Annotated in this window: 21 protein-coding genes; 8 read left to right on the top strand and 13 right to left on the bottom strand. The window is 67.9% G+C overall.

What is annotated here, in order from left to right; translation table 11 throughout:
- Positions 1-10 precede the first annotated feature (10 nt).
- A complete protein-coding gene (locus E2F46_RS01050) occupies positions 11-1,138 on the bottom strand; it encodes a glycosyltransferase (RefSeq protein ID WP_165967307.1) in 1,128 nt (375 codons plus the stop codon).
- A gap of 102 nt (positions 1,139-1,240) precedes the next feature.
- Between E2F46_RS01050 and E2F46_RS01045 the strand changes: the two genes are divergently transcribed.
- From E2F46_RS01045 to E2F46_RS01020, 6 genes are read left to right on the top strand one after another with little or no spacing between them, the layout of a single operon-like run.
- Entirely contained in the window at positions 1,241-2,878 is a 1,638-nt protein-coding gene (locus E2F46_RS01045; RefSeq protein ID WP_133320327.1) for an oligosaccharide flippase family protein, read from the top strand.
- Positions 2,875-4,008, top strand: a complete 1,134-nt coding sequence (locus E2F46_RS01040) for a glycosyltransferase (protein WP_133320326.1) — start codon at positions 2,875-2,877, stop codon at positions 4,006-4,008. The genes E2F46_RS01045 and E2F46_RS01040 overlap by 4 nt, the downstream gene beginning before the upstream one ends.
- A 32-nt stretch (positions 4,009-4,040) precedes the next feature.
- Positions 4,041-5,315 (top strand): O-antigen ligase family protein, encoded by a 1,275-nt coding sequence (locus tag E2F46_RS01035; RefSeq protein WP_133320325.1) that lies wholly within the window; start codon positions 4,041-4,043, stop codon positions 5,313-5,315.
- A gap of 46 nt (positions 5,316-5,361) precedes the next feature.
- On the top strand, positions 5,362-6,561 hold the full coding sequence (locus E2F46_RS01030; protein ID WP_133320324.1) for a glycosyltransferase: 1,200 nt from the start codon (positions 5,362-5,364) through the stop codon (positions 6,559-6,561).
- Positions 6,558-7,856, top strand: coding sequence for a glycosyltransferase family 4 protein (locus E2F46_RS01025; protein WP_243720254.1), 1,299 nt, complete (start codon positions 6,558-6,560; stop codon positions 7,854-7,856). Before E2F46_RS01030 ends, E2F46_RS01025 begins: the two co-directional genes overlap by 4 nt.
- Positions 7,853-9,079: a pyridoxal-dependent decarboxylase, exosortase A system-associated gene (locus E2F46_RS01020; RefSeq protein ID WP_133320323.1), complete on the top strand. Its 1,227-nt coding sequence runs from the start codon at positions 7,853-7,855 to the stop codon at positions 9,077-9,079. The genes E2F46_RS01025 and E2F46_RS01020 overlap by 4 nt, the downstream gene beginning before the upstream one ends.
- A gap of 178 nt (positions 9,080-9,257) precedes the next feature.
- On the opposite strand, the gene E2F46_RS01015 is transcribed toward E2F46_RS01020, so the two are convergent.
- From E2F46_RS01015 to E2F46_RS17770, 6 genes are all read right to left on the bottom strand, one after another.
- Positions 9,258-10,073, bottom strand: coding sequence for an acyltransferase (locus tag E2F46_RS01015; protein WP_133320322.1), 816 nt, complete (start codon positions 10,071-10,073; stop codon positions 9,258-9,260).
- Between the two features lie 10 nt (positions 10,074-10,083).
- Entirely contained in the window at positions 10,084-11,382 is a 1,299-nt protein-coding gene (locus E2F46_RS01010; RefSeq protein WP_133320321.1) for a porin family protein, read from the bottom strand.
- Between the two features lie 22 nt (positions 11,383-11,404).
- Positions 11,405-12,139 carry a P-loop NTPase family protein gene (locus E2F46_RS01005; protein ID WP_133320320.1) on the bottom strand — a complete coding sequence of 245 codons (735 nt, stop codon included), beginning with the start codon at positions 12,137-12,139 and terminating at the stop codon, positions 11,405-11,407.
- Positions 12,140-12,179: 40 nt separating this feature from the next.
- Positions 12,180-13,766, bottom strand: a complete 1,587-nt coding sequence (locus E2F46_RS01000) for an XrtA system polysaccharide chain length determinant (protein ID WP_243720253.1) — start codon at positions 13,764-13,766, stop codon at positions 12,180-12,182.
- Positions 13,766-14,386, bottom strand: a complete 621-nt coding sequence (locus E2F46_RS00995; RefSeq protein WP_133320319.1) for an XrtA/PEP-CTERM system exopolysaccharide export protein — start codon at positions 14,384-14,386, stop codon at positions 13,766-13,768. Before E2F46_RS00995 ends, E2F46_RS01000 begins: the two co-directional genes overlap by 1 nt.
- 145 nt (positions 14,387-14,531) lie before the next feature.
- Entirely contained in the window at positions 14,532-15,068 is a 537-nt protein-coding gene (locus tag E2F46_RS17770) for a serine O-acetyltransferase (RefSeq protein ID WP_133320318.1), read from the bottom strand.
- A gap of 241 nt (positions 15,069-15,309) precedes the next feature.
- Here E2F46_RS17770 and E2F46_RS00985 point away from each other — a divergent pair, with 241 nt between their 5' ends.
- Complete coding sequence (locus E2F46_RS00985) at positions 15,310-16,128, top strand: glycosyltransferase family 2 protein (RefSeq protein ID WP_133320317.1); 819 nt, start codon at positions 15,310-15,312, stop codon at positions 16,126-16,128.
- A 371-nt stretch (positions 16,129-16,499) separates the two neighbouring features.
- Here the strand turns inward: E2F46_RS00985 and E2F46_RS00980 are convergent, their stop codons facing one another.
- Positions 16,500-17,504, bottom strand: coding sequence for an NAD-dependent epimerase (locus tag E2F46_RS00980; protein ID WP_133320316.1), 1,005 nt, complete (start codon positions 17,502-17,504; stop codon positions 16,500-16,502).
- Positions 17,505-17,520: 16 nt separating this feature from the next.
- Positions 17,521-18,810 carry a nucleotide sugar dehydrogenase gene (locus tag E2F46_RS00975; RefSeq protein ID WP_133320315.1) on the bottom strand — a complete coding sequence of 430 codons (1,290 nt, stop codon included), beginning with the start codon at positions 18,808-18,810 and terminating at the stop codon, positions 17,521-17,523.
- 222 nt (positions 18,811-19,032) lie between these two features.
- Here E2F46_RS00975 and galE point away from each other — a divergent pair, with 222 nt between their 5' ends.
- Positions 19,033-20,046 (top strand): UDP-glucose 4-epimerase GalE, encoded by a 1,014-nt coding sequence (galE, locus tag E2F46_RS00970; protein ID WP_133320314.1) that lies wholly within the window; start codon positions 19,033-19,035, stop codon positions 20,044-20,046.
- Between the two features lie 198 nt (positions 20,047-20,244).
- Here the strand turns inward: galE and E2F46_RS00965 are convergent, their stop codons facing one another.
- The 4 genes from E2F46_RS00965 to E2F46_RS00950 all read right to left on the bottom strand — a co-directional run bounded on the left by E2F46_RS00965 (position 20,245) and on the right by E2F46_RS00950 (position 25,246).
- Complete coding sequence (locus E2F46_RS00965; RefSeq protein WP_133320313.1) at positions 20,245-21,090, bottom strand: alpha/beta hydrolase family protein; 846 nt, start codon at positions 21,088-21,090, stop codon at positions 20,245-20,247.
- A complete protein-coding gene (gene thiD, locus E2F46_RS00960; RefSeq protein WP_133320312.1) occupies positions 21,087-21,893 on the bottom strand; it encodes a bifunctional hydroxymethylpyrimidine kinase/phosphomethylpyrimidine kinase in 807 nt (268 codons plus the stop codon). The genes E2F46_RS00965 and thiD overlap by 4 nt, the downstream gene beginning before the upstream one ends.
- A gap of 65 nt (positions 21,894-21,958) precedes the next feature.
- Entirely contained in the window at positions 21,959-23,662 is a 1,704-nt protein-coding gene (locus E2F46_RS00955) for a SulP family inorganic anion transporter (protein ID WP_133320311.1), read from the bottom strand.
- A 183-nt stretch (positions 23,663-23,845) separates the two neighbouring features.
- Entirely contained in the window at positions 23,846-25,246 is a 1,401-nt protein-coding gene (locus E2F46_RS00950) for a PhoH family protein (RefSeq protein WP_133320310.1), read from the bottom strand.
- Positions 25,247-25,397: the final 151 nt, after the last annotated feature.

Below are 25,397 nucleotides of genomic sequence, written 5' to 3'. Positions count from 1 at the left end.
GCGGTATGGGTCAGCGGCGTGCATCGAGCGCCCTCGCATACACGGTGTCGTAATTCTGCCGCATCGCATCGACCGAGCCGTGCATGCGGACCCATTCGCGCGCCGCCCCACCCAGTCGCCTGCGTCCATCGCGGTCGTGCAGCAGGGCACCCACCGCGTCCTGCAGTGCGGGCAGGTCGTCGGAGGGCACCAGCCGCCCGGTGCTTTGGTCGGCGATGATCTCGCCATTGCCACCGACATCGGTGGCCACGACCGCGAGACCCGCGGCGCAGGCTTCCAGCAGCGCGATCGACAGGCCTTCGGTGCGCGAAGGCAACACGAATACGTCGAACGCGGGCAGCAGTGCCTGTACGTCGTTGCGGGGGCCGGCAAGGTGGATGTGCCGCGCCAGGCCCAGCCCGTCGATCTGCCGCTGGAGTTCCGGCTGCAGTGGACCATCTCCTACGATGACCGCATGCAGCCGTGGGTGCTTGGCCAGCAGGCCCGGCATCGCGTCCAGCAGCAGGCGATGGTTCTTCAACGCCACCAGTCGGCCGACGCTGCCCAGCAGCAGTGCATCGCGCGGGATGCCAAGGCGGTCGCGCGCGGCATCGCGGTCTCCCGTGGTAGCGGGCACCGGCACCCCGTTGAGTACGACGTCGGCCTTGCCCGGTTCCGCCACGCCGGTCTCGACCAGCCGATCGCGGACCTGGCGGCCAACCAGGGCGATCCGCGCGGTGTGGCGTAGCGACCAGCGATACAGCCAGCGCAGGCGCCGGTTCGACAGCCGCGTGCCCATGTTGTGGCAGGTGTTGACCAGCGCCGGCGGGTGCGCGACGAAGCGTGTCGCCAGCGCCGCGTAATAGTTCGGCACGAAGTTGTGGGTGTGCACGACCTGCACCGCATTCGAAGAGACGTTGTGTCGCAACGCCGACAGCATGCGCAGGTCCAGCGTGCCGCGCTTGGCGCCGACCACCACCGGCACGCCCGCGGCTTCCAGCATCGGGCGGAAGCCCCGCGTATCGTTGAGGCTGAACACCTCGACCTGCCGACCCTGCGCCGCCTGTGCGATGGCGAGATCGGCCACGACGCGCTCCAGTCCGCCGAACTCCAGGGTATCGACGACATGCAGGATGCGGGAGGGCGGGGTAAAGGACATCCGCGGTGGAAACGTCGAAACCCGCGCATCGGGGCCAACGACGGCGGGCGTGGCCGGGCGCATTCCCTTTCGCCGTTGTTGTGGGGGTAGGCAGGAACGGCGATGACGATCCGCGGTGCGCGGGCGGGCGGCCGCATCGACGCATCGAAGTACAGGGGACGCAGGTCGCAGGCCATGACGCATCAGTTCAACGGCGCCGCTGCGATCCGCGGGGCGATCATGGTGATGGGTTCGACTTATGTCACCTATGCCCTCGGCCTGCTGACCAGCATCCTGGTCGCGCGCACGCTCGGCCCCGACGAGTTCGGTCGCTACACGTACATCGTATGGCTGGCCGGCATGATCGTCGCGTTCGGCAACAACGGCCTCAACACCACGGGCATCCGTTTCGTCTCCGAAAGCCTCGGGCGCGGCGCACCCGAGGCTGCGCGCAGCGTGCATGGTTGGCTGCTGCGGCGACAGTTGGCCTGCCTCGCGGCGATTGCGCTGGTCTTCATCGTGGCCAACCCGCTGTTCACGCCGGATGGCTGGGAGGGGCGCACGGTCGAGTTCGCCGCGGTGGCGCTGATCGCCGGCGTGGCCAAGGCGCTGTTCGTGTTCGACGTGTCGGTGGCCAAGGGTTACGGCCGCTTCGGGGTCGAGGCCAAGTCGACCGTGCTGATGAGCTTCCTGAACATCATCGCGGTGTTCGTGCTGCTCTGGATGCGCGCTCCGCTGATGGCGTATCTGGCGCTGTTCGCCTCGGTCAGCATTGGCTATGCCGTGTGCTCGGCCGTGATGCTGCGCAGTGGCGGCCAGGTCCCTGCGCGCGCGCCGATGCCGCCGGACCTTTTGCTGCGGATGCGCCGCCACCTGTGGTGGACGGTGCTGCTGGCCGTGGCCTATGCCCTGAGCAACAAGTCGATCGAAACGTGGATGCTGAATGCCATCGTCGGTTCGGCCGCGGTGGGCTTCTTCGCCATCGCCGCGGCGTTGACACGTGGCGGCGTGGACTTGCTGGCATCCGGGCTTGGCACCGTACTGATGCCGATGATGGCGCATGCCTACGGCGAGGGCGGGGCGGAACGGGTGAATACGATCATGGCCAACGCCATCCGCTATTTCTCCTTCATTGGCCTGCTGCTGGCCGGTTCCGGTGCGTTGGTTGCAGACACCGCAGTGAGCCTGCTGTACGGCTCGCAGTACGAGGCGGTCGTCAACCCGTTGCGGGTCTTCATGCTGGTGGGGGGCGCCACGATGGTCACCGGCGCGTTCAACGCCCTGCTGTCGACCACCGACAACCAACGCTTGCGAGTGGGGTACGTGCTGCTGTCGATCCTGATCACGGCAACCTGCGCAGTGCTGCTGATCCCGCGCTACGGATTGAATGGCGCGGTGGCGGCCCATGCGGCCTCGGAGGTGCTGGTGACGGTGCTGATGGTCATCGGCATTTCGCGGCTGCTGAAGCTGCGCATGCCCTGGCGCGAGCTTTCCCGCCTTGTCGCCTGCGCATTGCTGGCGCTGGCGTTCGCGCTGGTGCCGCTTCTGGTCGGAGGCGTGACCATCTGGACCGAGCTGGCGGCTGCCTTGGTTTACGCCGCCGTGTTCATCGCCGGTACGGTGGCCATGCGGGCCTGGCGCGCGGTGGACGTGGAGAGCCTGGATGCCTTCCTGCAGCGCTACCCCTTCCTCTCGCGACGCGTGCAGGGCCCGCTGTTGCGCTGGGGTGGCGGGCTGCCGGCGGATGCTCCGCGCGGATGAGCACGCTTGTCGCCACGATTGCGTTCTGGGCCAGTGCGGCGCTGGTTGCCTATACCTACGCCGGCTATCCGCTGTGGGTACTGTTGCAGGCATGGCTGCGGCCGCGTCCGGTCGCGAAAGGTGATGCACAGCCCGCGGTCACGGCGATCCTGGTCGTGCATGATGCCGAACGCATGGTCGAGGCCAAGATCGAGAACCTGCTGTCGCTGGACTACCCGGAGAAACGATTCGACATCGTGGTTGCCTGTGACGGCTGCAGCGATGGCACCGTAGCCCTGTGTCGACGTTACGCCTCGGATCGGGTGCGGGTACTGGCCTGGCACGAACGGCGCGGCAAGGCACGCAGCCAGGCCGCGGCCGTGGCGGTTGCGCGCGGCGATGTCCTGCTGGTGGTCGACGTGCGCCAGCGCATCGAGCGCGACGCGCTGCGCCGGCTTGCGGGCTGCTTTTCCGATCCGGGGGTGGGCGTGGTGAGCGGCGCATTGCACTTCCCCGCCTCGGCAAGGCGCGCGTACGCGGGGGTCGGCGCATACGGTCGCTACGAGCATGCGATCCGGGACGCCGAATCACGCAGCGGTTCTGTCGTTGGCGTGACGGCGGCGCTCTTCGCCATACGCCGCGCGCTGTTCCGGCCCTCGCATGCCGACATCCGGTTCGATGACGCGCTGGTACCGCTTGTCGTGGCGCGCGCCGGCTACCGCGCCGTGTTCGAACCTGCGGCCATCGCATGGGACCGGGCATCGCCCGATTCCGCATCCGAACGCAATCGGCGGGTGCAGGCCATGGCCGGGAGTTACCAGATGCTCTCCATGGCGCCCTGGCTGCTGCATCCGCGGCACAACCGACTGTGGTTCCGCTATGCGAGCCACAAGCTCATGCGGTTGGCGGCGCCCTGGCTGCTGTCCGTGCTGGCCGCGGCGAGCGCATGGCTGGCGCCCACGCATCCGTTCTACCTGGCCTGCCTGTCCGCAGGCATCGCGTGTGTGTCCATCGCGTTGGTCGGTCCACGCTTGCCCGTGCTGTCGAACAGCCTGATTGTGCGCACGCTGTCCGCGTTCTGGCGCGTGAACGTCCATTCGGGGCGCGCATTGCTCGCCTACGTTCGGAACCCCGGGCTACGGCCGTGGTGATCCGTACTGCGCGCCACGGGCGGAGCTGACGCATGCTGCTCTTCGTGTTCATCACGTTGTACCTGCTGCTGGTGTTGCTGCGCCCGCAGGACTACCCCCAGTTCGCGGGTGTCGGCATCCCCATCCTGCCGCTCGCGCTGATGGCGGCGGCTGGCGCATGGGTCCTGTCGCGCGAGAAGCGTTTCGATGCGCCGCAGTACCTGCTGCTGGTGCTGTTCTACCTGAGCACATGCGTTTCGTTGCTGGTGTTCGGCTGGTTCGGCGGGGCGCAGGCGCAGTTCACCGATTTCCTGCCGACCGTCATCTCCTTCGTGTTGCTGGCCAACGCGGTCAATACGCCATCGCGCACGAAGACCATCATGGCGCTGTTCGTGCTGTGTGCATGCGTGATGGCACTCCATGGCATCGACCAGTCGCTGGACGGCGTGGGTTGGACCGGGCAGGAAACCGTGATGGACGGCCGCATCCAGTACGTCGGCATCTTCAGCGATCCCAACGACCTGGGCATGCTGTTCGTGCTGTCGATGCCGATGGCATTGTACCTGGGGACCCGGGGCGGGTTGCTGGGCTTCCGCCGGTTGTGGTGGTTCGCCGCGTGCGCGCTGCTGTTCTATGGCATCTACCTGACCAATTCGCGGGGCGCGCTGCTGTCGGTGGTCACCATGACCGCGGCATACCTGTGGATCCGCAAGGGCCCGATGGTGGGCGGGCTGCTGGCAGCCGCGGCGCTGGCGATGCTGAAACTCATGCCCTCCCGGCTTGACCAGCTTGATGTGTCCGAGCAATCGGCATCCGGACGCGTCGACGCCTGGTACGAAGGCATGCAGATGTTCATCTGGCAGCCGCTGTTCGGCGTGGGAACCGGCCGTTTCACCGACTATCACCACCTCACCGCGCACAACTCGATCATCCTGGTGCTGGCGGAGAACGGCATCGTCGGCTTCCTCTTCTGGTTCGTGTTCGTGGGGTACTGTTTCTGGATGATGGGTCGCATCATCCGACACGAGCCCGAGCTGGTGGATGGTGCCGACGCCGACGACTGGAGCGAGGCGCGTGCGAAGGCCATCGCCCTGCTGGTCGCGTTGACGGGGTTCTTCACTGCGGCGTTCTTCCTCAGCCGCAGCTACGTGATCCTGCTGTACCTGCTGGCGGCCCTGGTGGTGGCGCATTTCAGCAACGTGCGCGAGCGCTTCCCGTCGCTTGAGGAAATGCGGCTGTCCAGCCACATCGTCCGCTGGGCGATCCTGACGCCATTGGCGGTGGTCGCCTTCTACCTCATCCTCAAGCTGCTGCTGGCGATGGGCTGAACCTCGCCGGTGGCCTCAATGCGTCGTGCGATCCGTTTATCAGGGGATGCACCGTATCGCCGTTGTCACTCCGATCCTTCCCGTCCCGCATGACCTGACGCGAGGACGCTACATCCATGAGACCGCACGCGCGTTGTCTGCGCTTGCCGACGTGCGCGTGTTCTTCCAGCAAGCCCGTTATCCGCGCTTCCCGGGGCTGTCGCCGCGCAGCTTCCTGCGGGGCGAGGTGGGCGCGGACTACCGGCTGGACGGCGTCGACGTGGATGCCTACACGTATCCGGCACTGCCCGGCCTGTCGCGGGCGAGCAACGGCTTCATGGCCGCGCGCGCCCTGCTGCCGCGCCTGCGGTCCTTCATGCCCGACATCGTGCTGGCCTACTGGGTCTATCCCGACGGCTATGCCGCGCGGCGCGCGGCGCGCAGGCTGGGGGTTCCCTGCGTCGTCGGTGCGCGCGGCTCCGATATCCACGTGCGCTCCGGATTCAATGCCCGCATGACGCGCCGTACCCTGCATGGCGTCGACGCGATGCTGACGGTCAGCCGCGCGATGCGGGACAAGGCCATCGCGGATTTCGGTGCGGATCCCGGCCAGGTGCACGCCATCGTCAACGGCATCGATACCAGCGTGTTCCATCCGCGCGACCGCGGGGACATGCGCGACAAGCTGGGCATTCCCCCGGACGCGCGACTGGTCACCTATGTCGGCAGGTACGTGGAAACCAAGGGCATGCGCGAATTGCTGTCGGCATTCCGCTCGCTGGCGCGGAACGATCCGGCACTGCGCCTGGCCCTGGTCGGCGATGGCGTGATGCGCGACGAACTGGCCGCGCTGGTGGCCGCCGCGGGGCTGGACGATCGGGTCACGATGACCGGCGGCCTCGATCCGGTGCAGGTGGCCGAATGGATGTGCGCCTCGGACGTGGTCACGCTGCCCAGCTGGTCCGAGGGGTATCCGAACGTGGTGGTCGAGGGCATCGCTTGCGGACGCCCGGTGGTGGCCACGGCCGTGGGCGGCACCGGCGAGATCATCCGCGATGGCAACGGCATCATGGTGCCGCCACGCGATGCCGAGGCACTGGAGCGTGGACTGTCCGAGGCGCTCGCGCGTGACTGGGACGGTGACGCGATGGCGCTTGCCGCCAAGCGGGGTTGGTGCGACGTGGCCGCGGAGACGCTGGCGGTCTGTGAACGGGTGCTGGCGCGGCGCAACCCGCTGCCGGCGCGGGGGATGGAGGTCGTGACGTGAACGAGGCAGGCGTGATGCAGCACAGAGAGGAAGCAACCCGGCCGATGGCGGTATCGCCGGGTGTCGTGACCCCCGCGGGTACCGTGCGGCGCGTGCTCTACCACCACCGCACGCAGGGCAAGGCGGTGGAGGGTGTGCACATCCGCGGCATCGCCGATGCGCTGCGCAAGGAGGGTGTCGCGGTGGACGTCATCTCGTTGCCCGGCGCCGACCCGTACTCGTCGCCCAAGGCGATGTCGCCCACCCAGCAGTCGCGCAAGTGGATGGGCTGGGTGAACCGCCTGCCCGAGCCCCTGTTCGAACTGGCCGAGCTGGCCTACAACGTGGTCGCGGCGTGGCGCGTGCGCGACTACATGCGCAAGCATCCCGACCTGGCCTTCATGTACGAGCGATACTCGCTGTTCATGGGCCTGCCGACCTGGCTGGCGCGGCGACGCGGCATCCCGGTCATCCTCGAGGTGAACGATTCGGCCAACGTCGAGCGCGTACGCCCGTTGTTCTTCAGGCGGCTGGCGATGGCGATCGAACGCTGGACCTTCCGCAACGCCAGTGGCCTGGTGTTCGTGTCGTCCGTGTTCCGCGACCGGGCGATCGCAGCGCATGGCTGGATCGCGCCCGCCATCATCACGCCCAACGCCGCCAACATCGACAAGTTCACTTTCACCCAGGCGCAGCGCGACGAGACGCGCGCGAAATACGGTCTCGAGGGCAGCGTGGTCTGTGGCTACCTCGGCGCGTTCGTGCCCTGGCACGCCATCGACCGGTTCGTGCACCACCTCGTGGCGCGCCTCGACGAGGCTCCGCACCTCAAGCTGCTGCTGGTGGGCGATGGCGCCACTTTCCCCGCACTCAAGGCCTACGTCGACGAGCGCGGTTTGGCCGATCGCATCCTGCTGACCGGCCGCGTGGCGCACGACGAAGTGCCCGGCCTGCTGGCGGCGATGGACATGGCGGTGATGCCCAGCGCCGGCGACTACACGTCGCCAGTGAAGATGTTCGAGTTCATGGCCTGCGCAGTGCCCCCGGTGGCGCCGGACTTCGAACCGATCCGCGAAATCATCGTCGAAGGCCGTACCGGCTGGATGTTCCCGGCCGGCGACATGGACGCGGCGGTGGCCCGCGTGCTGGAATACAGCCGCGACACCGACACCCTCCGGCGCGTGGGAAGCCATGCGCGCGACTACATCACCCACCACCGCCAGTGGCGGCACAACATCCTGCAGCTGCTGGAGTTCCATGCGTCCATCGTGGCGCGCGGCACGGCGCAGGCAGGCGCGACGACCAGCCCCGCATGACAGATTCCACCCATTCCAGCCGTGACTGGCCGCGCGACGGCGCCGGCGAGTTCCTCGTGGGCGGCCAACCGTTGTCGCGGGTCGTCGATGCCGTCGGCAGCACGCCGTGCTACCTGTACGACCGCGAGCGACTGCGCGCACGCGCATGGGCATTGCGATCGGCATTCCCGACCGGCGTGCTGCTGCACTATGCGATGAAGGCCAATCCGATGCCGGCGCTGGTCTGCCACATGGCAGGCCTGGTCGATGGCCTGGACGTGGCCTCCGCGGGTGAACTGCGCGTGGCGCTGGATACCGGCACGTCGCCGGAGCACATCAGCTTCGCCGGCCCCGGCAAGTCGGATGCCGAGCTGCGGCAGGCGGCGGCCGCCGGGATCCTGGTCAACGTCGAATCGTTCCGGGAGATCGGCGAACTGGCCCGTGCCAGCGAACGCAATGGTCGCGCCGCACGCGTCGCGGTACGCGTCAACCTGCCGTTCGAGCTGAAGGCGTCCGGCATGAAGATGAGCGGTGGCGCGCGCCAGTTCGGGGTGGATGCCGAATGCGTGCCGGACCTGCTGCGCGAAATCGCCGCGGCGGGCCTGGCGTTCGAAGGCTTCCACATGTTCGCCGGCTCGCAGAACCTGCGCCATGCGGCCATCGTGGAGGCGCAGACGAAGTGCTACGAGCAGGCGCTGGAATGGAGCGACCTGTTGCCTGCGCCGGTGCGTAGCCTCAACCTCGGCGGGGGGTTCGGGATCCCGTACACGCCCGGCGAGGCACCGCTGGACCTCGCACCTGTATGCGACAACCTGGGCAGGTTGTCGGAGCGCATGTCCGGTGACTTCCCGGGCGGGCACATCGTGATCGAACTCGGACGCTACCTTGTCGGTGAAGCGGGCCTGTACGTGTCGCGCGTGATCGACCGCAAGATTTCGCGAGGGCAGGTGTTCCTGGTGGTGGATGGCGGCATGCACCACCACCTGGCGGCATCGGGCAACTTCGGGCAGGTGATCCGACGCAACTATCCGGTCGCAGTGAACGGCCGCAGCGATGCGGGCACGGAAACCGCGAGCGTCGTCGGCCCGCTGTGCACGCCACTGGACCTGCTGGCCGATCGCATGGAGCTGGACGCGGCACAACCGGGCGACCTGGTCGTGGTGTTCCAGTCCGGCGCCTACGGTCGCAGCGCCAGCCCACGCAACTTCCTCAGCCATCCGGAGGCGGCGGAAGCGTTGGTCTGATCCACTGCACCGACGCGTTCGCATGCCGTGTGCGTTTCCCCGTGGGCATGCCAGGCCCGAATGCGCTTGCCCGTGATCACGCCTTGGCCCCGGCGCCATTGTCTGCGGGTGCCATGCCCGGCCAAAGGGGCGTGAAGGCGGTTGCTGCCGACTGTCGCCGATGGCGGGCGGACCGCTGTCAGGCGGCGGAGGTTTGGCTCGGCGTCGCCTCTGCCCGGGAAGATGTCTCCGCGCCGGCCGCGGGCTTCGGCTTGGGCGAAGGGACCAGATGCGCGCGCTCCGGTGGCGGCGTGAGGGTGCCGATGCGGCGCGCGGGATTGCCCGCCACCACGGTGTAGGGCGCGACACTGCCCGACACCACCGAGTATGCCGAGACGATACTGCCTTCGCCGATGTCGGCCCCCGGCATCACCAGCACGTTCGAGCCGATCCAGACATTGTCGTGGATGTGCACGGGCTTGACGTCCGCTTCGTCGGGAGGCGCCCCTGCCGCGCGCAGGGCAGGGTCGGCCGGATGGCCGCCGGAATCCCGGATGGTCACGGCGCTCGCCAGTTCCACGTGCGAGCCGATGGTGACCGCCTTGCCTACCACGATGCGGCAGTCGTGCGCGATATCGGTGCCGTCGCCGATATCGAGTCGCGGCCGCTGCGCGAAACGCGCGGCGAAGTTGATCGACAGCTTGCCGCTGATGCGCACGCGGTCGCCGACCAGCAGATCCCCCTTGCCCTGTACCCACGGCACATAGATGCCGGTCGTCACGCCCTTGCCGACGCGCGTGCAGTACGCCTTGAACAGCGGTTCGGCAATGAACGCCCGGCGGATGAAGAACACCAGGCCACGCAACGCCAGGAACAGCCACAGGTAGGGCAGCACCAGCACCCGCGGCGCCGGCAGGGTGAATCCACGCAGGCCCTTGCGCAGCGTGCGCGCAGTGGCGGCCGCGGGGTGGGGCGAAGTGGCGACCCAGTGGCGCATCGTTTGGCGGGACGGCATCTGGTTTACGTCAGCGGTTGCGGTAGGTCACGCCGATGTAGATCAGGTTCTGCTCGAACTCGGCGCTGTCGAGGGAGCTGCTGCGGCTGTATCGGGTTGCCGAAAGCGTCGACGACCAGTGCCGGGACCATTGTTTTTCCAGGCCGAGCGAATACAGGCGGTTGTCCTCGCGTCGGTTGGCCGGGGCGTTGTACTCGGTGCGGTTGGCGCTGGCCGAAGCACGCAGGGTCAGGGTGGGCTGCAGGCGGTAGCCGAAGCCGATGCTGCCGCCGCGGGCTTCCTCGTTTGCGGTCCCGACATCGATGTAGTCGAGCCTTTGGTGGTATGCAGACAGCGAAAGCGAGGTGCGCACGCCGGTGTACTCGTATCCACCGCCAAGCTCCCGCACCTCGTAGGCCGACGCGGTCACGGTGGAATCGCCGGTCATCACCGAGGCCGGGATGCCGGTGGTCGCACCGATCTGGTCCAGCGCGCTGGTGGCCGCGTCGGAGAACTGGTTGGCGGCATTGAGGTTGAACCGGCTGCGCTCGCTGGGTTGCCACCCGATTTCCGCGCGCGCCAACGGGTTGTTGCGACTCTGCCCGTCCGCGTAATCCAGTCGCGACCAGCCGCCATCGAGCTGCATGTCGAAGCGATTGAACTGGCGGCGGTAGGTGGCGAATGCCTCGTAGCGCTTGTGGTCGCGTGCGAACAGGTCGTTGTCGAAATCGATGTCCTGGCCCTGCAGGTTGAACGACAGCGAGCTGGTGGCATCGAGGTCCTTGATGATCCGGAGCGCGCCGGCAACGCGGCTGGAGTTGAAGTCCTGGGTGACCTCGGCATGGCTGTCGATGTAGCGCAGCTCGGCCTGGCCCCGCAGCGCGCCGCCGGCGTTGAAATAGAAGTTGGGGCCTAGCGACAGCACGTTGACCTGCTGCCGGTTGTCCGGCGACGCCGGGGCGAACCGATTGATCGTCTGCACGCCGTATCGGTCCTCGAGCACGAAGCCGAAACGGTCAGGCACGATCATCCAGTTCAGCCGGCCCTCCAGCATGCGATCGGTTGCGTCGTCGTAGATGTCTTCGTAGCGACGGTGGTCCACGCGCCCGGCCAGGCTCGCTTGAACGGTGGACGTGTCGTGCGTCAGCGCGAAGCCCGCCCCGAGGCGCAGGATGTCCTGCTCGATCGGATCGGTGGCCGACAGGGCGACGTTGTCGTCACGCTCGTATCCCGCGTCCAGGCTGTAGTCGATGCGCACGGCATCCGCCGTGCCGGGGAGTGCGGCGGCAAGCGCCGCGGCGATCACGGTCGTGGTGAATGGACGCTTCATGCGCTTTCCCCGTGGTGCGTATTCAATGGATGTCGTTGAAGACCACGCCGGCGAGCTTGTCCGGCTCGAAATTCGCGGCGGCCTTCTCGATCTGGTCGGTGGTGACCTTGCCGTAGCCCGCCACCAGCACCACCAGGTCGGCTAGGTCGGAGAGGATGCGTGCATCCGGCGACTTCAGTACCGGCGGGCCATCGAGCACCACGTAGCGGTTGGCGTGGCTGCTGCGCAGCGAGTCGACCAGCGTGCGCATGCGCAGCGAGGAGAACGATTCTCCGGTGATTTCGCGGGTGCCGCCGCTCGGCACCAGGTACAGCCGCGGCAGGCCGGTGCGGTATTGGGCATGGGCGAGGTCATCGACGCTGCCGTCGAGGTAGTCCATCAGGCCGCCGGTGTCGGCGTCGACACCCAGCGCGGTTTGTTGCGCCGGTCGGAGGGCGTCGCAATCGACCAGGGTGGCCAGTTTGGTTTCATCGAATGCGAATGCGGCGGCGAGGTTTCGCGCGACGAAGCTGGCGCCGCACCCTGGCACGACCGGCGCGACCAGGGTGACGAAATTGGTGTCGCCGCCCAGCGCCAGCAGGCGCGTGCGCAGGTCGCGGAACGCATCGGCCTGCACGCGTGCCGAGTCGTGGCGGTGGATCAGCCGACGCTCCTCCAGCGCTCGCGTCGTCAGGGCCTGCGGGTCCGACGCACGCACGATCGAGCGTGCCTTGCTTGCGCTCGAGATGTCGCGGACGTCGTCCGGGAGGTCGTTCATCGGGGAATCCTGGCGTTGTGGATGTGGCATGCGTCCGGCCTCAGGCATTGGACAGCTTGAAGGCGAACAGCAGCCCGTAGACAAGGAAGACGCCGCAGACCATCGCTGCACTCATGGCCAGCTTGAACGTCTGGCGTCGGCGCTCGCGCGGCGTCGGGTAGGCGGGGATGACGGTCAGTAGCGCGTAGCCGGTCTTCTGCACGATCTGGCGCGGCGCACGCACCCGCGGGTCGAAGCGTACCAGCAGGAACAGGAGGCCCAGCGGCAGCGCGATGGCCAGGGCGAAGCCGGCAGCGGCGATGTGCATGAAACGCAGGCCGCTCGGGCGCAGCGGCATCGTGGCCGGGTCCTGGATCCGCAGGGTCAGGCCCCGGTTCTCCTGGTCCAGGCCCATCGACACCCGCGCGTTCTCGCGGCGGCGCAGCAGGTCCTGGTAGATCTCGCGGTTGACTTCGTAGTCGCGGGTCAGTTCGGCCAACGCACTTTCGGACGCCGCGATGCGCCGGCTGCGATCCAGTTCTTCGTTGAGCAGCGATTGCGCGATGCCCATGCGCGAGCGCGTGGCGGCGGCCTCCCGGCGCGCCTGTGCCTGCTGGCTGCGCAGCTCGTTGTACAGCGGATTGAGCTGGGCTTCTTCCGACGAGATCGCGGACGTTCCTGATTGCGCGCGGCGCTGCTGCTCCGTCGCCAGGCTGCGCTGCAGGTCCTCGAGCTGGTGGCGGATCCTGACCACGTCCGGATGGCGCTCGGTGTAGGTCAGCATCAGCCGGTCCAGCTCGGCACGGAGTTCGATCATCTGCGTGCGGTACAGGTTCTCGCGGGTCTGCACCGCGGACACGGCGGACTCGCCGGTCAGCTGGGAAGCGATGGCGCCGTCGCGGGACTCCTGCTCCAGCAACGTCATGCGGGCCTGTTCGACCTGCGTGCGCAGGGAGCTGATGCGCGAGTTGACGTCCACTGCGCTGCCGGGTTGTGCGTCGGCGTTGCGCGAGCGGTAGTCCTGCAGGTTGCGCTCGGCGTCCAGCAGCTTGGCGTGGTAGTCCTGCACCTGCTTGTCGATGAACTCGTAGGCCTCGCGGCTCTCGCGCTCCTTCGCCGCCAGCGTCTCCTCGATGAACAGTGAGCCGAAGGCTTCAGTGACGCGCCAGGCGCGCTCCGGGTCCGTGTCGCGATAGTCGATCTGCACCAGGTCCGGGCGCGGCGCGGTGATCATCGTCGCCTTGCGGATGTCTTCCATCAGCCGGTCGCGCTCGATCGGCCCGGGGTTGCGCGACGACCAGCCGCCGATGTCCAGAATCTGCTCCAGAACCCGCCTGCTGTAGGCGATCTGGCGCGCATGGCCGGCGCGGTCGGCCACGCCGGTGGGGACCGCGCGGCCTTCCAGCAGCGGCTGGATGATGTCGCTGTCCTGCGCCAGGATCGTGGTGGACGCGGTGTAGTTGCGCGGGATGATCACCATGCCGACCACCAAGGTCAGCAGGGTGACCACCGCGAACGTGCCGGCGATCGCCACGATGCGCTTGCGCGCTTCCTTGTAGAGGATCAGCAGCAACTCGTCGGGCTGCATTTCCTCGGCCTTGCGGGCCTGCGCCGACGTACGCGGCGCGGGAAGGTTGCTCGCTGCCATCAGAACGTGCGCTCCGGCACGGTGATCACGTCGCCCGGGGCGACCTTGTAGTTGGTGGACAGGTCGCCACGGTTGAGGATGCGGTCGAGGCGGACCGGATAGGTGGAGGTGGTTTCGTCAGGGTTCTTGCGGAACAGGTCGGAGCGGTCGGAAGCGGCGAACTCGGTCACGCCCCCGGCGGCCAGCACCGCATCCAGCACGGTCATGCCCTGGCGGTACGGAATCGACACCGGCTGGCGCACCGCGCCGGTGACGCGCACGCGCGACAGGTATTCGTGGCTGCGCAGCTGGGTCAGGATCACCGCCACCTGCGGGTCGCGCACGTAGGCGCCCAGCTTTTCCTGGATATCCTTGGCGACATCGTTGGGCGTACGGCCGCCGGCGGTCACGTCGCCGATCAGGGGCACCGAGATCTTGCCGTCCGGGCGGACCGGCACGGTGATGCCGAGGTCCGGGTTGCGCCACACCGACACCTGTACCTCGTCGTCGACGCCGATGAGGTAGTCATCGACCGGCGCATGGGCGGTGGCGGGCGGTTCGCCCGGGCGCGGGCCGCTGGAGGCGCAGGCCGCGAGCAGGCAGAAGGTAAGCAGTACCGCGATCAGGCGGAAGGCGCGCATGGAAAGTCCCCGTTCTTGCGTAGTGGTGCCGATGCAGGAACAAACGGGAAACAGCCGTGTCCGCGGACAGGCCCTGCCTGAACGTGACGGTGCCGGGTCGTGGTCGGCGCTCCCGGAAGACCGCGCAGGAGCCGTGGCGCTTGCTTCAGTCGGTGGACGGACGGGGCTCGCCTTCGGCGTCGCGCATGCGCAGGATGCGGGCGGGGATGCCGCCGACGGTGGCGCCGGGGGGGACGTCCTTGAGCACCACGGCATTGGCGCCCACGCGTACGTCGTCGCCGATCGCCACGTCGCCGACGATCTTGGCGCCGGCGCCGATGAAGACGTGGTCGCCGATGCGCGGAGACACGTATTTTTCGGCGCCGATGGTGACCTGGTGCTCGATGTAGACATGCGCGCCGCCACGGACGCTGCCGTTGATGACCACGCCCTGGCTGTGGATCAGGACGAAACCGGGCCCGAACTCCGCGCCGCGGCCGATGATGCATTGGCCGAAGAAGGCGTTGAGCTTGTTGGCCAGCATGGCCAGCGGCGCGAGCCGACGCCGGTGGCACCATTGCATCGACCTGTAACACAGCATCGCGAACGTACCGTCGGTCAGCAGCGTCTTGAGCAGTGCGCGCCGCGAGCTGTCGCCATAGCACCACTGCGCCTTCGCCCTCAGGTCCTCGAGGATGATCATGCGCGGGCGACCAGGCGTGCGGCGGCGTCGGGAGTGGACGTATCGCCCGCAGTCTTGGCAGGGTGGGTGGACATCATGACAGGACGGTCGACGCTCGCTGCGCGTGGTTGCGGCCAGCGGAGACTACAGCGAGCCGACGGCAGGGACAACGCATCGCAGTGGCCGCGCAGGCGGCAGGCGCGCTGTCCGGCCGCAGCCCGGTTGCGCGTTGATCCAGTCGTGGGGCCGGCGTTACCGGTCGATGGCATGCGATGGGATGGATGCAATGACGGGGGCGCCGCACCGGCCGGAATCGGTAGTTGCCGGCCAGGCGCGCGTGAGCGTGGTCATGCCCGTGTACAACGCAGAGTCGACGATGCGTCGCTCCATCGATTCGGTGCTCGCACAGACCCACGCAGACTGGGAACTGCTGCTGGTGGACGACGGGTCCAGCGATGGCTCGGCCGGCATCATCGCCGGATACGCGGCGCGCGATGGCCGTATCCGCCCGGTCCACCAGGCCAACGGCGGCGTCGCTTCCGCGCGCAACGCCGGCATCGACATCGCCACCGGCGACTACATCGCCTTCCTCGACAGTGACGACTGGTGGCACCCGGACAAGCTGGCGCTGCAGGTCGCCGCCATGCGCGACCAGGGTGCGCTGGTCAGCTATGCCGCCTACCAACGCGTGGCGGAGGACGGGCGTGCGCTTTCGACGGTATCGCCACCGGCCGCGGTGGACTACCGCGACATGCTGGCCAGCAACTTCATTGGCAACCTGACCGGCATGCTCGACCGTCGGCTGGGCGAGGTGCGGTTCGCGCGCATGGGCCACGAGGATTACGTGTTCTGGCTGGAGTGCGTGCGTCGTGCCGGCCGCGCCGTCCGCGTGCCGAGTGATGGCCCGCTCGCCTGGTACCTAGTGCGCGAGGGGTCGGTGTCGGCGAACAAGCTGCGTGCCGCTTCCTGGCAGTGGCGCATCTATCGCGATGTGGCCGGGCTTTCGCTGGCGCGCGCGAGCGTGTGCATGCTGCAGTACGTCGTGCATGCGTTGCGCAAGCGACGGGCCGAGGCGTTCTGAACGGGCTGTCCAGTTGTTCCCCGACCAGCGGAAAGACACCGGTACAGGGCGCGCAGGACCGGTGCCACGGCAAGTCGCGGCCCGATATCCGCTTGGTTGCGGCGGCATCGGACCTGTGCTGGACAGATCCTCGTGCGTTCGGAAGAAAGCGAAGCGGCGCTGCTCCCGGTTTCCGTTCCGTTCGCCGGATGTGTGAAGGCGTCTGTCGGAGCCGCGCGGGCCAAGCGGATATCGGTCCCCGACTCGACGAGGTCCCGTCGGCATCCTCGGCGTCCCCGCACGTTGCAGGAGCACCTACGCCCGCCGTAGGAGCGGACTTCGCGATGGGCTGCGCAGGCAACGCGTTCCCGGTCGCGCCCACGGGGCGCGGATCAGGAATAGAACGCCCGGTACCACTCCACGAAGTTGCGTACGCCGGTTTCGATGGGCGTGGACGGGCTGTAGCCGGTATCGCGCTTGAGCGCCTCGACGTCGGCCTCGGTGTCCGGCACGTCGCCGGGTTGCATCGGCAGCAGGCGCTTTTCGGCCGTGCGGCCCAGGCAATCCTCGAGCACCTCGATGTAGCGCAACAGCTGCACCGGCTGGTGGTTGCCGATGTTGTAGACCCGCCACGGCGCGCTCGATGACCCCGGGTTGGGCTGTAGCGGGTCGTAGTTCGGATCGGCGCCGGGCACGGTATCCAGCGTGCGGACCACGCCTTCGACGATGTCGTCGATGTAGGTGAAGTCGCGCGTGTGGCGGCCGTGGTTGAATACGTTGATCGGCTCGCCGGCGAGGATCTTGCGGGTGAACAGGAACAGCGCCATGTCCGGCCGGCCCCAGGGGCCATAGACCGTGAAGAAGCGCAGGCCAGTGGTGGGCAGGTCGAACAGGTGGCTGTAGGTATGCGCCATCAGCTCGTTCGCCTTCTTGGTGGCCGCATACAGGCTGACCGGATGGTCGACGCTGTCCTCCACCGCGAACGGCAGCTTGCGGTTGGCACCGTACACCGAGCTGGACGAGGCGTACACCAGGTGCTCGACGCCGTTGTGGCGGCAGGCTTCGAGGATGTTGGTGAAGCCAACGATGTTGCTGTCGATGTAGGCGTGCGGGTTTTCCAGCGAGTAGCGCACGCCGGCCTGCGCCGCCAGGTTGACCACGCGCTGCGGCTTGAACTCGGAGAACACGCGCTCCATCGCTGCACGGTCCTCGAGCGACGCGCGCACGAAGGTGAATCCCGGCTGCGGCAGCAGGCGCGCCAGGCGCGCATCTTTCAGCGCCGGGTCGTAGTAGTCGTTGAGGTTGTCGTAGCCCAGCACCTCGTCGCCGCGTGCCAGCAGGCGATGGGCCAGGGTGGAACCGATGAAGCCGGCGGCGCCGGTGACGAGGATGCGCATGGCTTGGGTCCGGTGGTCAGAGGCAGCCGTCGACCGAGGCGCGGGGCAGCGCGCGCTTTACGTCGAACAGCACGGCGCCGGGCTTGCCGAAGGCGCGCACACCGTCGGCGCCCAGCGCCACGAACTCGCGATGCGCCACGGCCAGCACGATCGCGTCGTACTGCCCGGCGGCGGGCTGCGCCACGGGATCGATGTCGTACTCGTGGCGGGCTTGCGCGGGCGCGACCCATGGGTCGTGCACGTCCACTTCGACGTTGTAGGTCGCCAGTTCGTCGATGATGTCGGTGACGCGTGTGTTGCGCAGGTCCGGGCAATTTTCCTTGAACGCCAGGCCCAGCAGCAGCACCTTCGCGCCCGCGGTACGCAGCCCGCGCTGCTGCATCAGCTTCACCACGCGCTGGGCGACGTGCGCCCCCATGCTGTCGTTGATGCGGCGTCCGGCCAGGATGACTTCCGGGTGGTAGCCGATTTCCTGCGCCTTGTGGGTCAGGTAGTACGGATCCACGCCGATGCAGTGGCCGCCGACCAGGCCGGGACGGAACGGCAGGAAGTTCCACTTGGTGCCGGCGGCTTCGAGCACTTCGTGGGTATCGATGCCCAACCGGTGGAAGATCAGCGACAGCTCGTTGATCAGTGCGATGTTGACGTCGCGCTGGGTGTTCTCGATCACCTTCGCCGCTTCGGCCACGCGGATGCTGCTGGCCTTGTGCGTACCGGCATGGATGATGCTGGCGTACAGCGCGTCGATGAAATCGGCCGCCTCCGGCGTCGAGCCCGAGGTGACCTTGAGGATGGTTTCCAGCCGGTGCTCCTTGTCGCCGGGATTGATCCGCTCCGGGCTGTAGCCGGCGCTGAAATCCGTGTTGAACGACAGGCCCGACTCGCGTTCGATGATCGGCACGCAGACTTCTTCGGTCGCGCCCGGGTAGACGGTGGACTCGAAGATCGCCACGCCGCCGCGTCGGATCGCCTTGCCCACGGTGCGGCTGGCCGATTCCAGCGGGCGCAGGTCCGGGCGCTTGTAACCGTCGATCGGCGTCGGCACGGTGACGATGAACACGTTGCAACCGGCAAGCGCGGCCGCGTCGTCGGTGCAGCTCAACTGGTCCGCCGCCTGCAGCTCGGCTTCGGTCATCTCCAGCGTCTGGTCGTGGTGGCGACGCAGTTCGGCGACGCGCGTGGCGTCGATGTCGAAGCCAAGGGTCGGGTACTTCCGGCCGAAGGCAGCGGCCAGGGGCAGTCCCACGTAGCCCAGGCCGATCACGGCGATGCGGATCTCGTTCTTGTCGGGTAGCGGGGCGGTCATCCGGTCCGTCTCGTGGGAACTCTTTCGAATGCAGCGGGGTGGAGTGGAGTCTAGCGGAGATCGCCATCGACCTCGTCTGCCGGCCTGCTGCATCGAAGTGCAGGCGTGGCAGGCCCTATCGAAAACGCAAACCGGACATCGCGCAGGCCAGCGGCGGTGGCCGCCAGTGCTCCCGGGATGCGTGGGTGATAATGCGACCCTCCTTTCCGTGGAACCCTTGCCATGCGCATCCTGGTCTGTGGCGGCACCGGCTACATCGGCAGCCATACCTGCGTGGTGCTGGCCGAGCGCGGGCACGATTTGCTGATCGCGGACAATTTCAGCAACAGCTCGCCGCGCGTGCTGGAGCGGCTGCAGGCGATCACCGGCAAGACGCCAGCGTTCGAGCGCATCGACCTGCGCGACCGGGACGCCACGCACGGGCTGCTGCGCGAGGGTGGTTTCGACGCGGTGGTGCACTTCGCGGCGCTCAAGGCGGTGGGTGAGTCCTGCGAGAAGCCGCTGGACTACTTCGACAACAACATCACCGGCACCATCCACCTGCTGCAGGCGATGCAGGCGGCGGGCACCAAGCGACTGGTATTCAGTTCGTCGGCGACCGTATACGGCGACCCGGACCGCGTACCGGTGCGCGAGGACGCGCCCCTGCGCGTGACCAATCCCTACGGCCGCACCAAGCTGGTGATGGAGGAACTGATCGCCGATCTTTGCGCCTCGGACCCTGCGTTCCATGCCGCGGTGCTGCGCTATTTCAACCCGGTGGGCGCGCACCCGTCGGGCCTGATCGGCGAAGACCCGGGCGGTACGCCGAACAACCTGATGCCCTACATCTGCCAGGTGGCGGTGGGGCGGCGCGAACGCCTCAGCGTGTTCGGTGGCGACTGGCCGACGGTGGACGGCAGTGGCGTGCGCGATTACATCCACGTGATGGACCTGGCGCGCGCGCATGCCGATGCCATCGACACGCTGCAGCGGGAGCGCCGGGGGTTCACCGTGAACCTCGGCACCGGGCAGGGCGTCAGCGTGCTGCAGCTGGTACAGGCCTTCGAACGCGCGTCGGGCAAGGCGGTGCCCTACGAGATCGTCGCGCGCCGCGCCGGTGACGTGGCCGAGGTCTATGCCGACCCGTCGCTGGCGCAATCCCTGCTGCACTGGTCCGCCGAGCACGATGTCGATGCCATGTGTCGCGATGCCTGGCGCTGGCAATCGATGAATCCGCAGGGCTTTGCCTCGTAGCCGCAGCCGGAGCGTCGTTGTTCCGAGCCACCCAGTTCTCCCGGCGAACCTTCGCATCCGTCATCCCCGGCGATTTGCCGACAGCCCTCATCCCGGCGAACGCCAGGACCCAGTCCCTTCGTCCTTGATCACAGCTTCCCGCTCCGCAGGAATGACGGGACCCCTGCACTCCCGTCGCCAACGCCGCCGCAAACGCATTCACTCCTGCGGCGCGGAGAGGAACCAGTCGGCCACCGCTTCAGGACGCTTCATCCACGCATAGTGGTCTGCCGCAGCGCCGAGCGTGGCGGCGCCGAAGATCCGGGCCTGCGGTTCTCGAGTCGCCAGTTTCGACAACAGGAATCGCAACGACGATTCCGGCGCCAGCCAGTCGTTGTCGAACAGCGCGGCGCGCACCGGCACCGAAACCCGTGCCAGCGCGGCCTCCAGATTCGTGTCCACGCCCTGGGCCTGGTAATGCCCGGTGATTGCGGTCCGCGCCCAGTCGCGGATCAGGCTGCGCGCCTCGTTGCCGCCGAAGCCGATGCGTCGGCCGGGCAGGTAGCCGGCGCGCTGCGCCAGCCAGGGCAGGAAGCGATACGCGAGTGGCAGCATCCAACGGCTCGGCGTCGGGAAGGCCCGCCAGTACGGCGCGCCGCTGCCGGCCAGCCACAGCGACGACGCGCTGCCCGGCTGCAGCGCCAGATGGCAGCAGGCGAGCTGCCCGCCCAGGCTGTGTCCGCCGATCGCAGGCCGCGCAGCCGGCGACGCAATCGCCACCGCCGCGGCGCTTGCGGGAATGTCGTGCAGCAGCAGTTCGCGGTAGCCCCAGTCCCGGGTGGCATCGGCGCGCAACGTACTGCTGCCGTGGCCGCGCCATTCGTGCACGAACACCGCCACGCCGCGCGCGGCCAACACCTCGGCCATGGCGACGTAGTGCTTCGCGGCGATCCCCAGCGCCGGCAGCCACAGCACGCTGCGCGACGGCGCGGCGGGAATGCGCGCCAGCAACTGGAAGCGATGGCCATCCGCGGCTTCGACCGCGATCTCGCGCGCTTCGATCATGCGGGGCGCGCGGCAAGGTGGCCAAGCACGGTCACGTCGCCTTTGCCGGGTCGGTATCCAGCGCGCAGCGCATCGCCGATATAGTCGATCGCGGCTTCCACCGCATCGGCCATCGCCATTTCGCGGCACAGGTTGGCGGCAATGGCCGCAGCCAGCGTGCATCCGGTGCCGTGGCCGTCCACGTCGAGGCGGTCATGGAGGAACTCGGCGTCGGTGACGCCATCGTCGTAGCGATCCACGACGGTCCGGCCTTCGTCGAGGTGCCCGCCCTTGAGCAGCACGGCGCGGGCCCCCAACGCACGCAGGTGGCCCAGCGCAGTGGAGGCCGCACCCGCGTTGTCGACGCGCGTGCCGGCGAGCAATTCCGCTTCCGGAACATTGGGCGTGATGATCGACGCCAATGGCAGCAGCCGCCTGCGCAGCGCGTCGAGGGCGTCGTCCTCCAGCAGCTTGGCGCCAGACGTCGCCACCATCACCGGGTCCAGCACCACGTAGCGTGGTCGATGCGTTTCGAGGGCATCGGCCACGGCGTGGATGACCTCGGCATTCGCCAGCATGCCCAGCTTCACCGCGCCGATGTCGAAATCGTCGAAGCATGCATCGACCTGGGCACGCAGGAACGCGACCGGCGGCACGTGTACCGCGGTCACCCCGCGGGTGTGCTGCGCGGTGAGTGCGGCGATCGCGGACAGCCCGTGCACGCCATGCGCGGCGAAGGTCTTCAGGTCAGCCTGGATGCCGGCGCCACCACCGGAATCTGAGCCGGCGATGGTCAGGGCACAACGCGAGGCGAGTGTTTGCATGGCGGTATTGTGCCGGATGCAATGCGGGGGGCGCATGGCGCGCTTGGCCGTGCGGGTGGCGTGCACTAGTGGCTTGCGGCTGGGGCGATGATCGATTCCGCCAGCCTGATGGCGCGCTCGAAACTGGAGGCAAAGCGGATGTGCCCGGCCTGGCGCTGCAGTTGCATGTCCGCAATCACGCGGTTGGGCTGTTCCTGCAGCGCGGCGATGACCAGCACGATGCCCTTGCGATGGCAGCGTTCGGCCAGCTTCTTCAGCGCGTGGACACCGCTGGCGTCGATCACCGGCACCCGTCCCATCCGCAGGATGAGTACCCTCGGCGGCTCCGCGAACTGGTCCAGCAGGTGGTCCAGCCGGTTGGCCGCGCCGAAGAACAGCGGGCCACCGATCCGGTACGCCTCTACGCCCTCCGGCAGGCGTGCGCGTTGGTCGTCGGATGGTTCGGGGCCGTCCCCTGCGGGATCATCCATGGTCTCGTCGTCGCCGGCCCGGATCTCCACGGCTCCCGCCATCCGGTGCATGAATACGAACGCGGCCAGCACGATGCCGGCCTGGATCGCGACGGTCAGGTCAACGAAGACTGTCAACAGGAAGGTCAGCAGCAGTACCAGCCGATCCCCCCAGGGTGCCGACAGGGTGGTGCGGAAGTGCTCGGCCTCGCTCATGTTCCAGGCCACGACCAGCAGCACGGCGGCCAAGGCTGCAAGCGGGACATACCGCATCAGCGGCGCCAGCACCAGCATGAATAGCAGCAGGAACGCGGCATGCAGGATGCCGGCGACAGGCGTCCTGCCGCCCGCGCGGACGTTGGTGGCGGTGCGGGCGATGGCCCCGGTCGCTGGCAGGCCGCCGAACAGCGCCGAGCCGACGTTCGCCACCCCTTGCGCGACCAGCTCGCCGTTCGAGCGATGGCGGCCGCCGGTCATGCCGTCGGCCACCACTGCCGACAGCAGCGATTCCACGCCGGCGAGGAAGGCAATGGTGAAGGCACTGGGCAGCAATTCGAGGGTGCGCTCGAATGGGATCTGGGGCACATCGAAGGCAGGCAGTCCGGAAGGGATGTCGCCGAAACGCGTGCCGATGGTGTCGGCGGGTAGCGCGAACACGAGGCAGGCTGCAGTGCAGGCCAGCAGCGCGACCAGGAACCCCGGCCACCGCGGCCGCCAGCGACGCAGGCCGATGATCACTCCCAGGCCGAGCACCGTCAGTGCAACGGCGGTCGGCTGCGTGGTCGCCAACTGCTGACCGTACGCCGACCAGCGTTCGAAGAACCCCACCGGTACCTCGTCGAGCTGCAGGCCCAGGGCATCCCTGACCTGGCTCGAGAAGATGCTGACCGCGATGCCCGCGGTGAATCCCGTGATCACCGGCTGCGGCATGTACTTCATCAGCGTGCCCAGCCGCAGCAACCCCGCCACGATCAGCATCAATCCGGCCAGCAGCGTGCACAGGATCAGTCCGCCATAGCCGTGGTTCTGGATGACGACGAACACCACCGGGATGAAGGCCGCCGTGGGGCCGCCGATCTGCACTTTCGATCCGCCCAGCGCGGAGATCAGGAAGCCGGCGATGATCGCCGTGTGCAGGCCCTTCTCGGGCGTGGTGCCGGATGCGATCGCCAGCGCCATCGCCAATGGCAGCGCAACGATGGCTACCGTCAGCCCGGCCAGGGCGTCCGCCCTCAGTGCGTGGAGCCCATAGCCGCCGCGAAAGCTCGAGACCAGCATCGGCTCGAACATGCGCCGGAACGGGCGGTCGTGGCCGGGCATGGTCGTCCTCAGCCGGCACCGATGCGTCGGCCGCACGATGGATCCGATGCGCTGGATGCGGTCATGGCCGGCCCTCGGCTGGCGACCCGGGCATCATCGCGCTGCGTCTCCGCGCCGTACAGTCGACTTCGGTCGCGTGCCGGAGCGTCTTCGGTCCGGCGCACGACCGTGTTTCCACTGTGCCTACAGCACTTCCGAAGCGTAATCCGCCAGCCGCGAACGCTCGCCGCGGCGCAAGGTGATGTGCGCGCTGTGCGCCCAGTCCTTGAAGCGGTCGACGGCGTAGGTCAGGCCCGACGTGGTCTCGGTGAGGTAGGGCGTGTCGATCTGCTCCACGTTGCCCAGGCAGATGATCTTGGTGCCCGGTCCGGCGCGCGTGACCAGGGTCTTCATCTGCTTCGGCGTGAGGTTCTGCGCTTCGTCGAGGATCAAATAGCGCGACAGGAAGGTGCGGCCACGCATGAAGTTGAGCGAGCGGATCTTGATCCGGCTGGCCAGCAGGTCGTTGGTCGCCGCGCGGCCCCAGCTGCCGCCTTCCTGGTTGTGGGTCAGCACCTCCAGGTTGTCGGTCAGCGCGCCCATCCACGGCGTCATCTTCTCTTCCTCGGTGCCGGGCAGGAAGCCGATGTCCTCGCCCACGCTTACCGTGGCGCGGGTCATGATGATCTCGCGGTAGCGCTGCTGGTCCATGGTCTGCGCCAGCCCCGCGGCCAGTGCCAGCAAGGTCTTTCCGGTGCCGGCGGTACCGAGCAGGGTGACGAAGTCGATCTCCGGGTCCATCAGCGCGTTGAGTGCGAAGTTCTGTTCGCGGTTGCGCGCGGTGATGCCCCAGACCGAATGCTGCGTGCTGCGGAAATCGTCGACGATCTGCAGCGTCGCCTTGCCGCCATCGACCTTGGCCACGCGGAACTCGGCCTCGTCGTCGCCGGGCAGGTAGAGGTACTGGTTGGGGTGCCAGTCGCTGTCTTCGCCCAGTGCCACTTCGTAGTAGGTGCGCCCCTTGTCGGTCCACGAGCGCAGGTCCTTGCCGTGGCGCGACCAGAAATCCTCCGGCAGCGCGGTGGCGCCGGTGTAGAGCAGGCTGAAATCGTCCAGCGCGCGGTCGTTCTCGTAGTCCTCGCTGGGGATGCCGGCGATGGCCGCCTTGATCCGCAGGTTGATGTCCTTGGACACGAACACGACCGGGAAGTCCGGGTCTTCCTGGCGCAGCGCGAGGATCGCGCCGAGGATGCGGTTGTCCGGGGCGACCGCGCCGAACGAGGCCTGGTCTTCTTTCGGCACCGTGGTCTGGAACCGCAGGTGGCCGACGCTCTGGGCGCCACGCAGTTGCAGTCCGTTCGGCCGGGTCAGCGGCAACCCGGTGGCGATGTGGTCGGCACCGCCCGATTCGATCAGTTCGTTGATGAAGCGGCTGACCTGGCGCGCGTTGCGGCTGGCCTCGGTGGTGCCTTTCTTGCCGTTGTCGAGCTCCTCGATGACCTGCATCGGCAGGTAGACGTCGTGCTCCTCGAACTTGAACAGCGCGGTGGGGTCGTGCATCAACACATTGGTGTCGAGGACGTAGATGCGCTTGCCTTTGGTCATCATCGGCGTGTGGGCTTCCGTGGCGGGGTGGTGGACCGGCAGCGGCGCGCCGCCATGGCCTGCGGGGCAGGATGGCGACGACCGGTCGGGGCGGGGCGGGTCACTTGGACTAGGGCCTGTCAACACTCATGACGCATGCCGCACCGGCCCT

Source organism: Luteimonas aestuarii (genome assembly GCF_004357985.1).
GTDB lineage: Bacteria > Pseudomonadota > Gammaproteobacteria > Xanthomonadales > Xanthomonadaceae > Luteimonas > Luteimonas aestuarii.
Note: the sequence above shows the minus strand (reverse complement) of the source record. Positions and strands in the feature narration are given on the sequence as shown.

What these genes read in the sequence shown, in the direction of transcription:
- E2F46_RS01050 (WP_165967307.1), bottom strand. Translation starts at nt 1,138, where the DNA reads ATGTCCTTTACCCCGCCCTCCCGCATCCTGCATGTCGTCGATACCCTG.
- E2F46_RS01045 (WP_133320327.1), top strand. Translation starts at nt 1,241, where the DNA reads ATGACGATCCGCGGTGCGCGGGCGGGCGGCCGCATCGACGCATCGAAG.
- E2F46_RS01040 (WP_133320326.1), top strand. Translation starts at nt 2,875, where the DNA reads ATGAGCACGCTTGTCGCCACGATTGCGTTCTGGGCCAGTGCGGCGCTG.
- E2F46_RS01035 (WP_133320325.1), top strand. Translation starts at nt 4,041, where the DNA reads ATGCTGCTCTTCGTGTTCATCACGTTGTACCTGCTGCTGGTGTTGCTG.
- E2F46_RS01030 (WP_133320324.1), top strand. Translation starts at nt 5,362, where the DNA reads ATGCACCGTATCGCCGTTGTCACTCCGATCCTTCCCGTCCCGCATGAC.
- E2F46_RS01020 (WP_133320323.1), top strand. Translation starts at nt 7,853, where the DNA reads ATGACAGATTCCACCCATTCCAGCCGTGACTGGCCGCGCGACGGCGCC.
- E2F46_RS01015 (WP_133320322.1), bottom strand. Translation starts at nt 10,073, where the DNA reads ATGCCGTCCCGCCAAACGATGCGCCACTGGGTCGCCACTTCGCCCCAC.
- E2F46_RS01010 (WP_133320321.1), bottom strand. Translation starts at nt 11,382, where the DNA reads ATGAAGCGTCCATTCACCACGACCGTGATCGCCGCGGCGCTTGCCGCC.
- E2F46_RS01005 (WP_133320320.1), bottom strand. Translation starts at nt 12,139, where the DNA reads ATGAACGACCTCCCGGACGACGTCCGCGACATCTCGAGCGCAAGCAAG.
- E2F46_RS01000 (WP_243720253.1), bottom strand. Translation starts at nt 13,766, where the DNA reads ATGGCAGCGAGCAACCTTCCCGCGCCGCGTACGTCGGCGCAGGCCCGC.
- E2F46_RS00995 (WP_133320319.1), bottom strand. Translation starts at nt 14,386, where the DNA reads ATGCGCGCCTTCCGCCTGATCGCGGTACTGCTTACCTTCTGCCTGCTC.
- E2F46_RS17770 (WP_133320318.1), bottom strand. Translation starts at nt 15,068, where the DNA reads ATGATCATCCTCGAGGACCTGAGGGCGAAGGCGCAGTGGTGCTATGGC.
- E2F46_RS00985 (WP_133320317.1), top strand. Translation starts at nt 15,310, where the DNA reads ATGGCATGCGATGGGATGGATGCAATGACGGGGGCGCCGCACCGGCCG.
- E2F46_RS00980 (WP_133320316.1), bottom strand. Translation starts at nt 17,504, where the DNA reads ATGCGCATCCTCGTCACCGGCGCCGCCGGCTTCATCGGTTCCACCCTG.
- E2F46_RS00975 (WP_133320315.1), bottom strand. Translation starts at nt 18,810, where the DNA reads ATGACCGCCCCGCTACCCGACAAGAACGAGATCCGCATCGCCGTGATC.
- galE (WP_133320314.1), top strand. Translation starts at nt 19,033, where the DNA reads ATGCGCATCCTGGTCTGTGGCGGCACCGGCTACATCGGCAGCCATACC.
- E2F46_RS00965 (WP_133320313.1), bottom strand. Translation starts at nt 21,090, where the DNA reads ATGATCGAAGCGCGCGAGATCGCGGTCGAAGCCGCGGATGGCCATCGC.
- thiD (WP_133320312.1), bottom strand. Translation starts at nt 21,893, where the DNA reads ATGCAAACACTCGCCTCGCGTTGTGCCCTGACCATCGCCGGCTCAGAT.
- E2F46_RS00955 (WP_133320311.1), bottom strand. Translation starts at nt 23,662, where the DNA reads ATGCCCGGCCACGACCGCCCGTTCCGGCGCATGTTCGAGCCGATGCTG.
- E2F46_RS00950 (WP_133320310.1), bottom strand. Translation starts at nt 25,246, where the DNA reads ATGACCAAAGGCAAGCGCATCTACGTCCTCGACACCAATGTGTTGATG.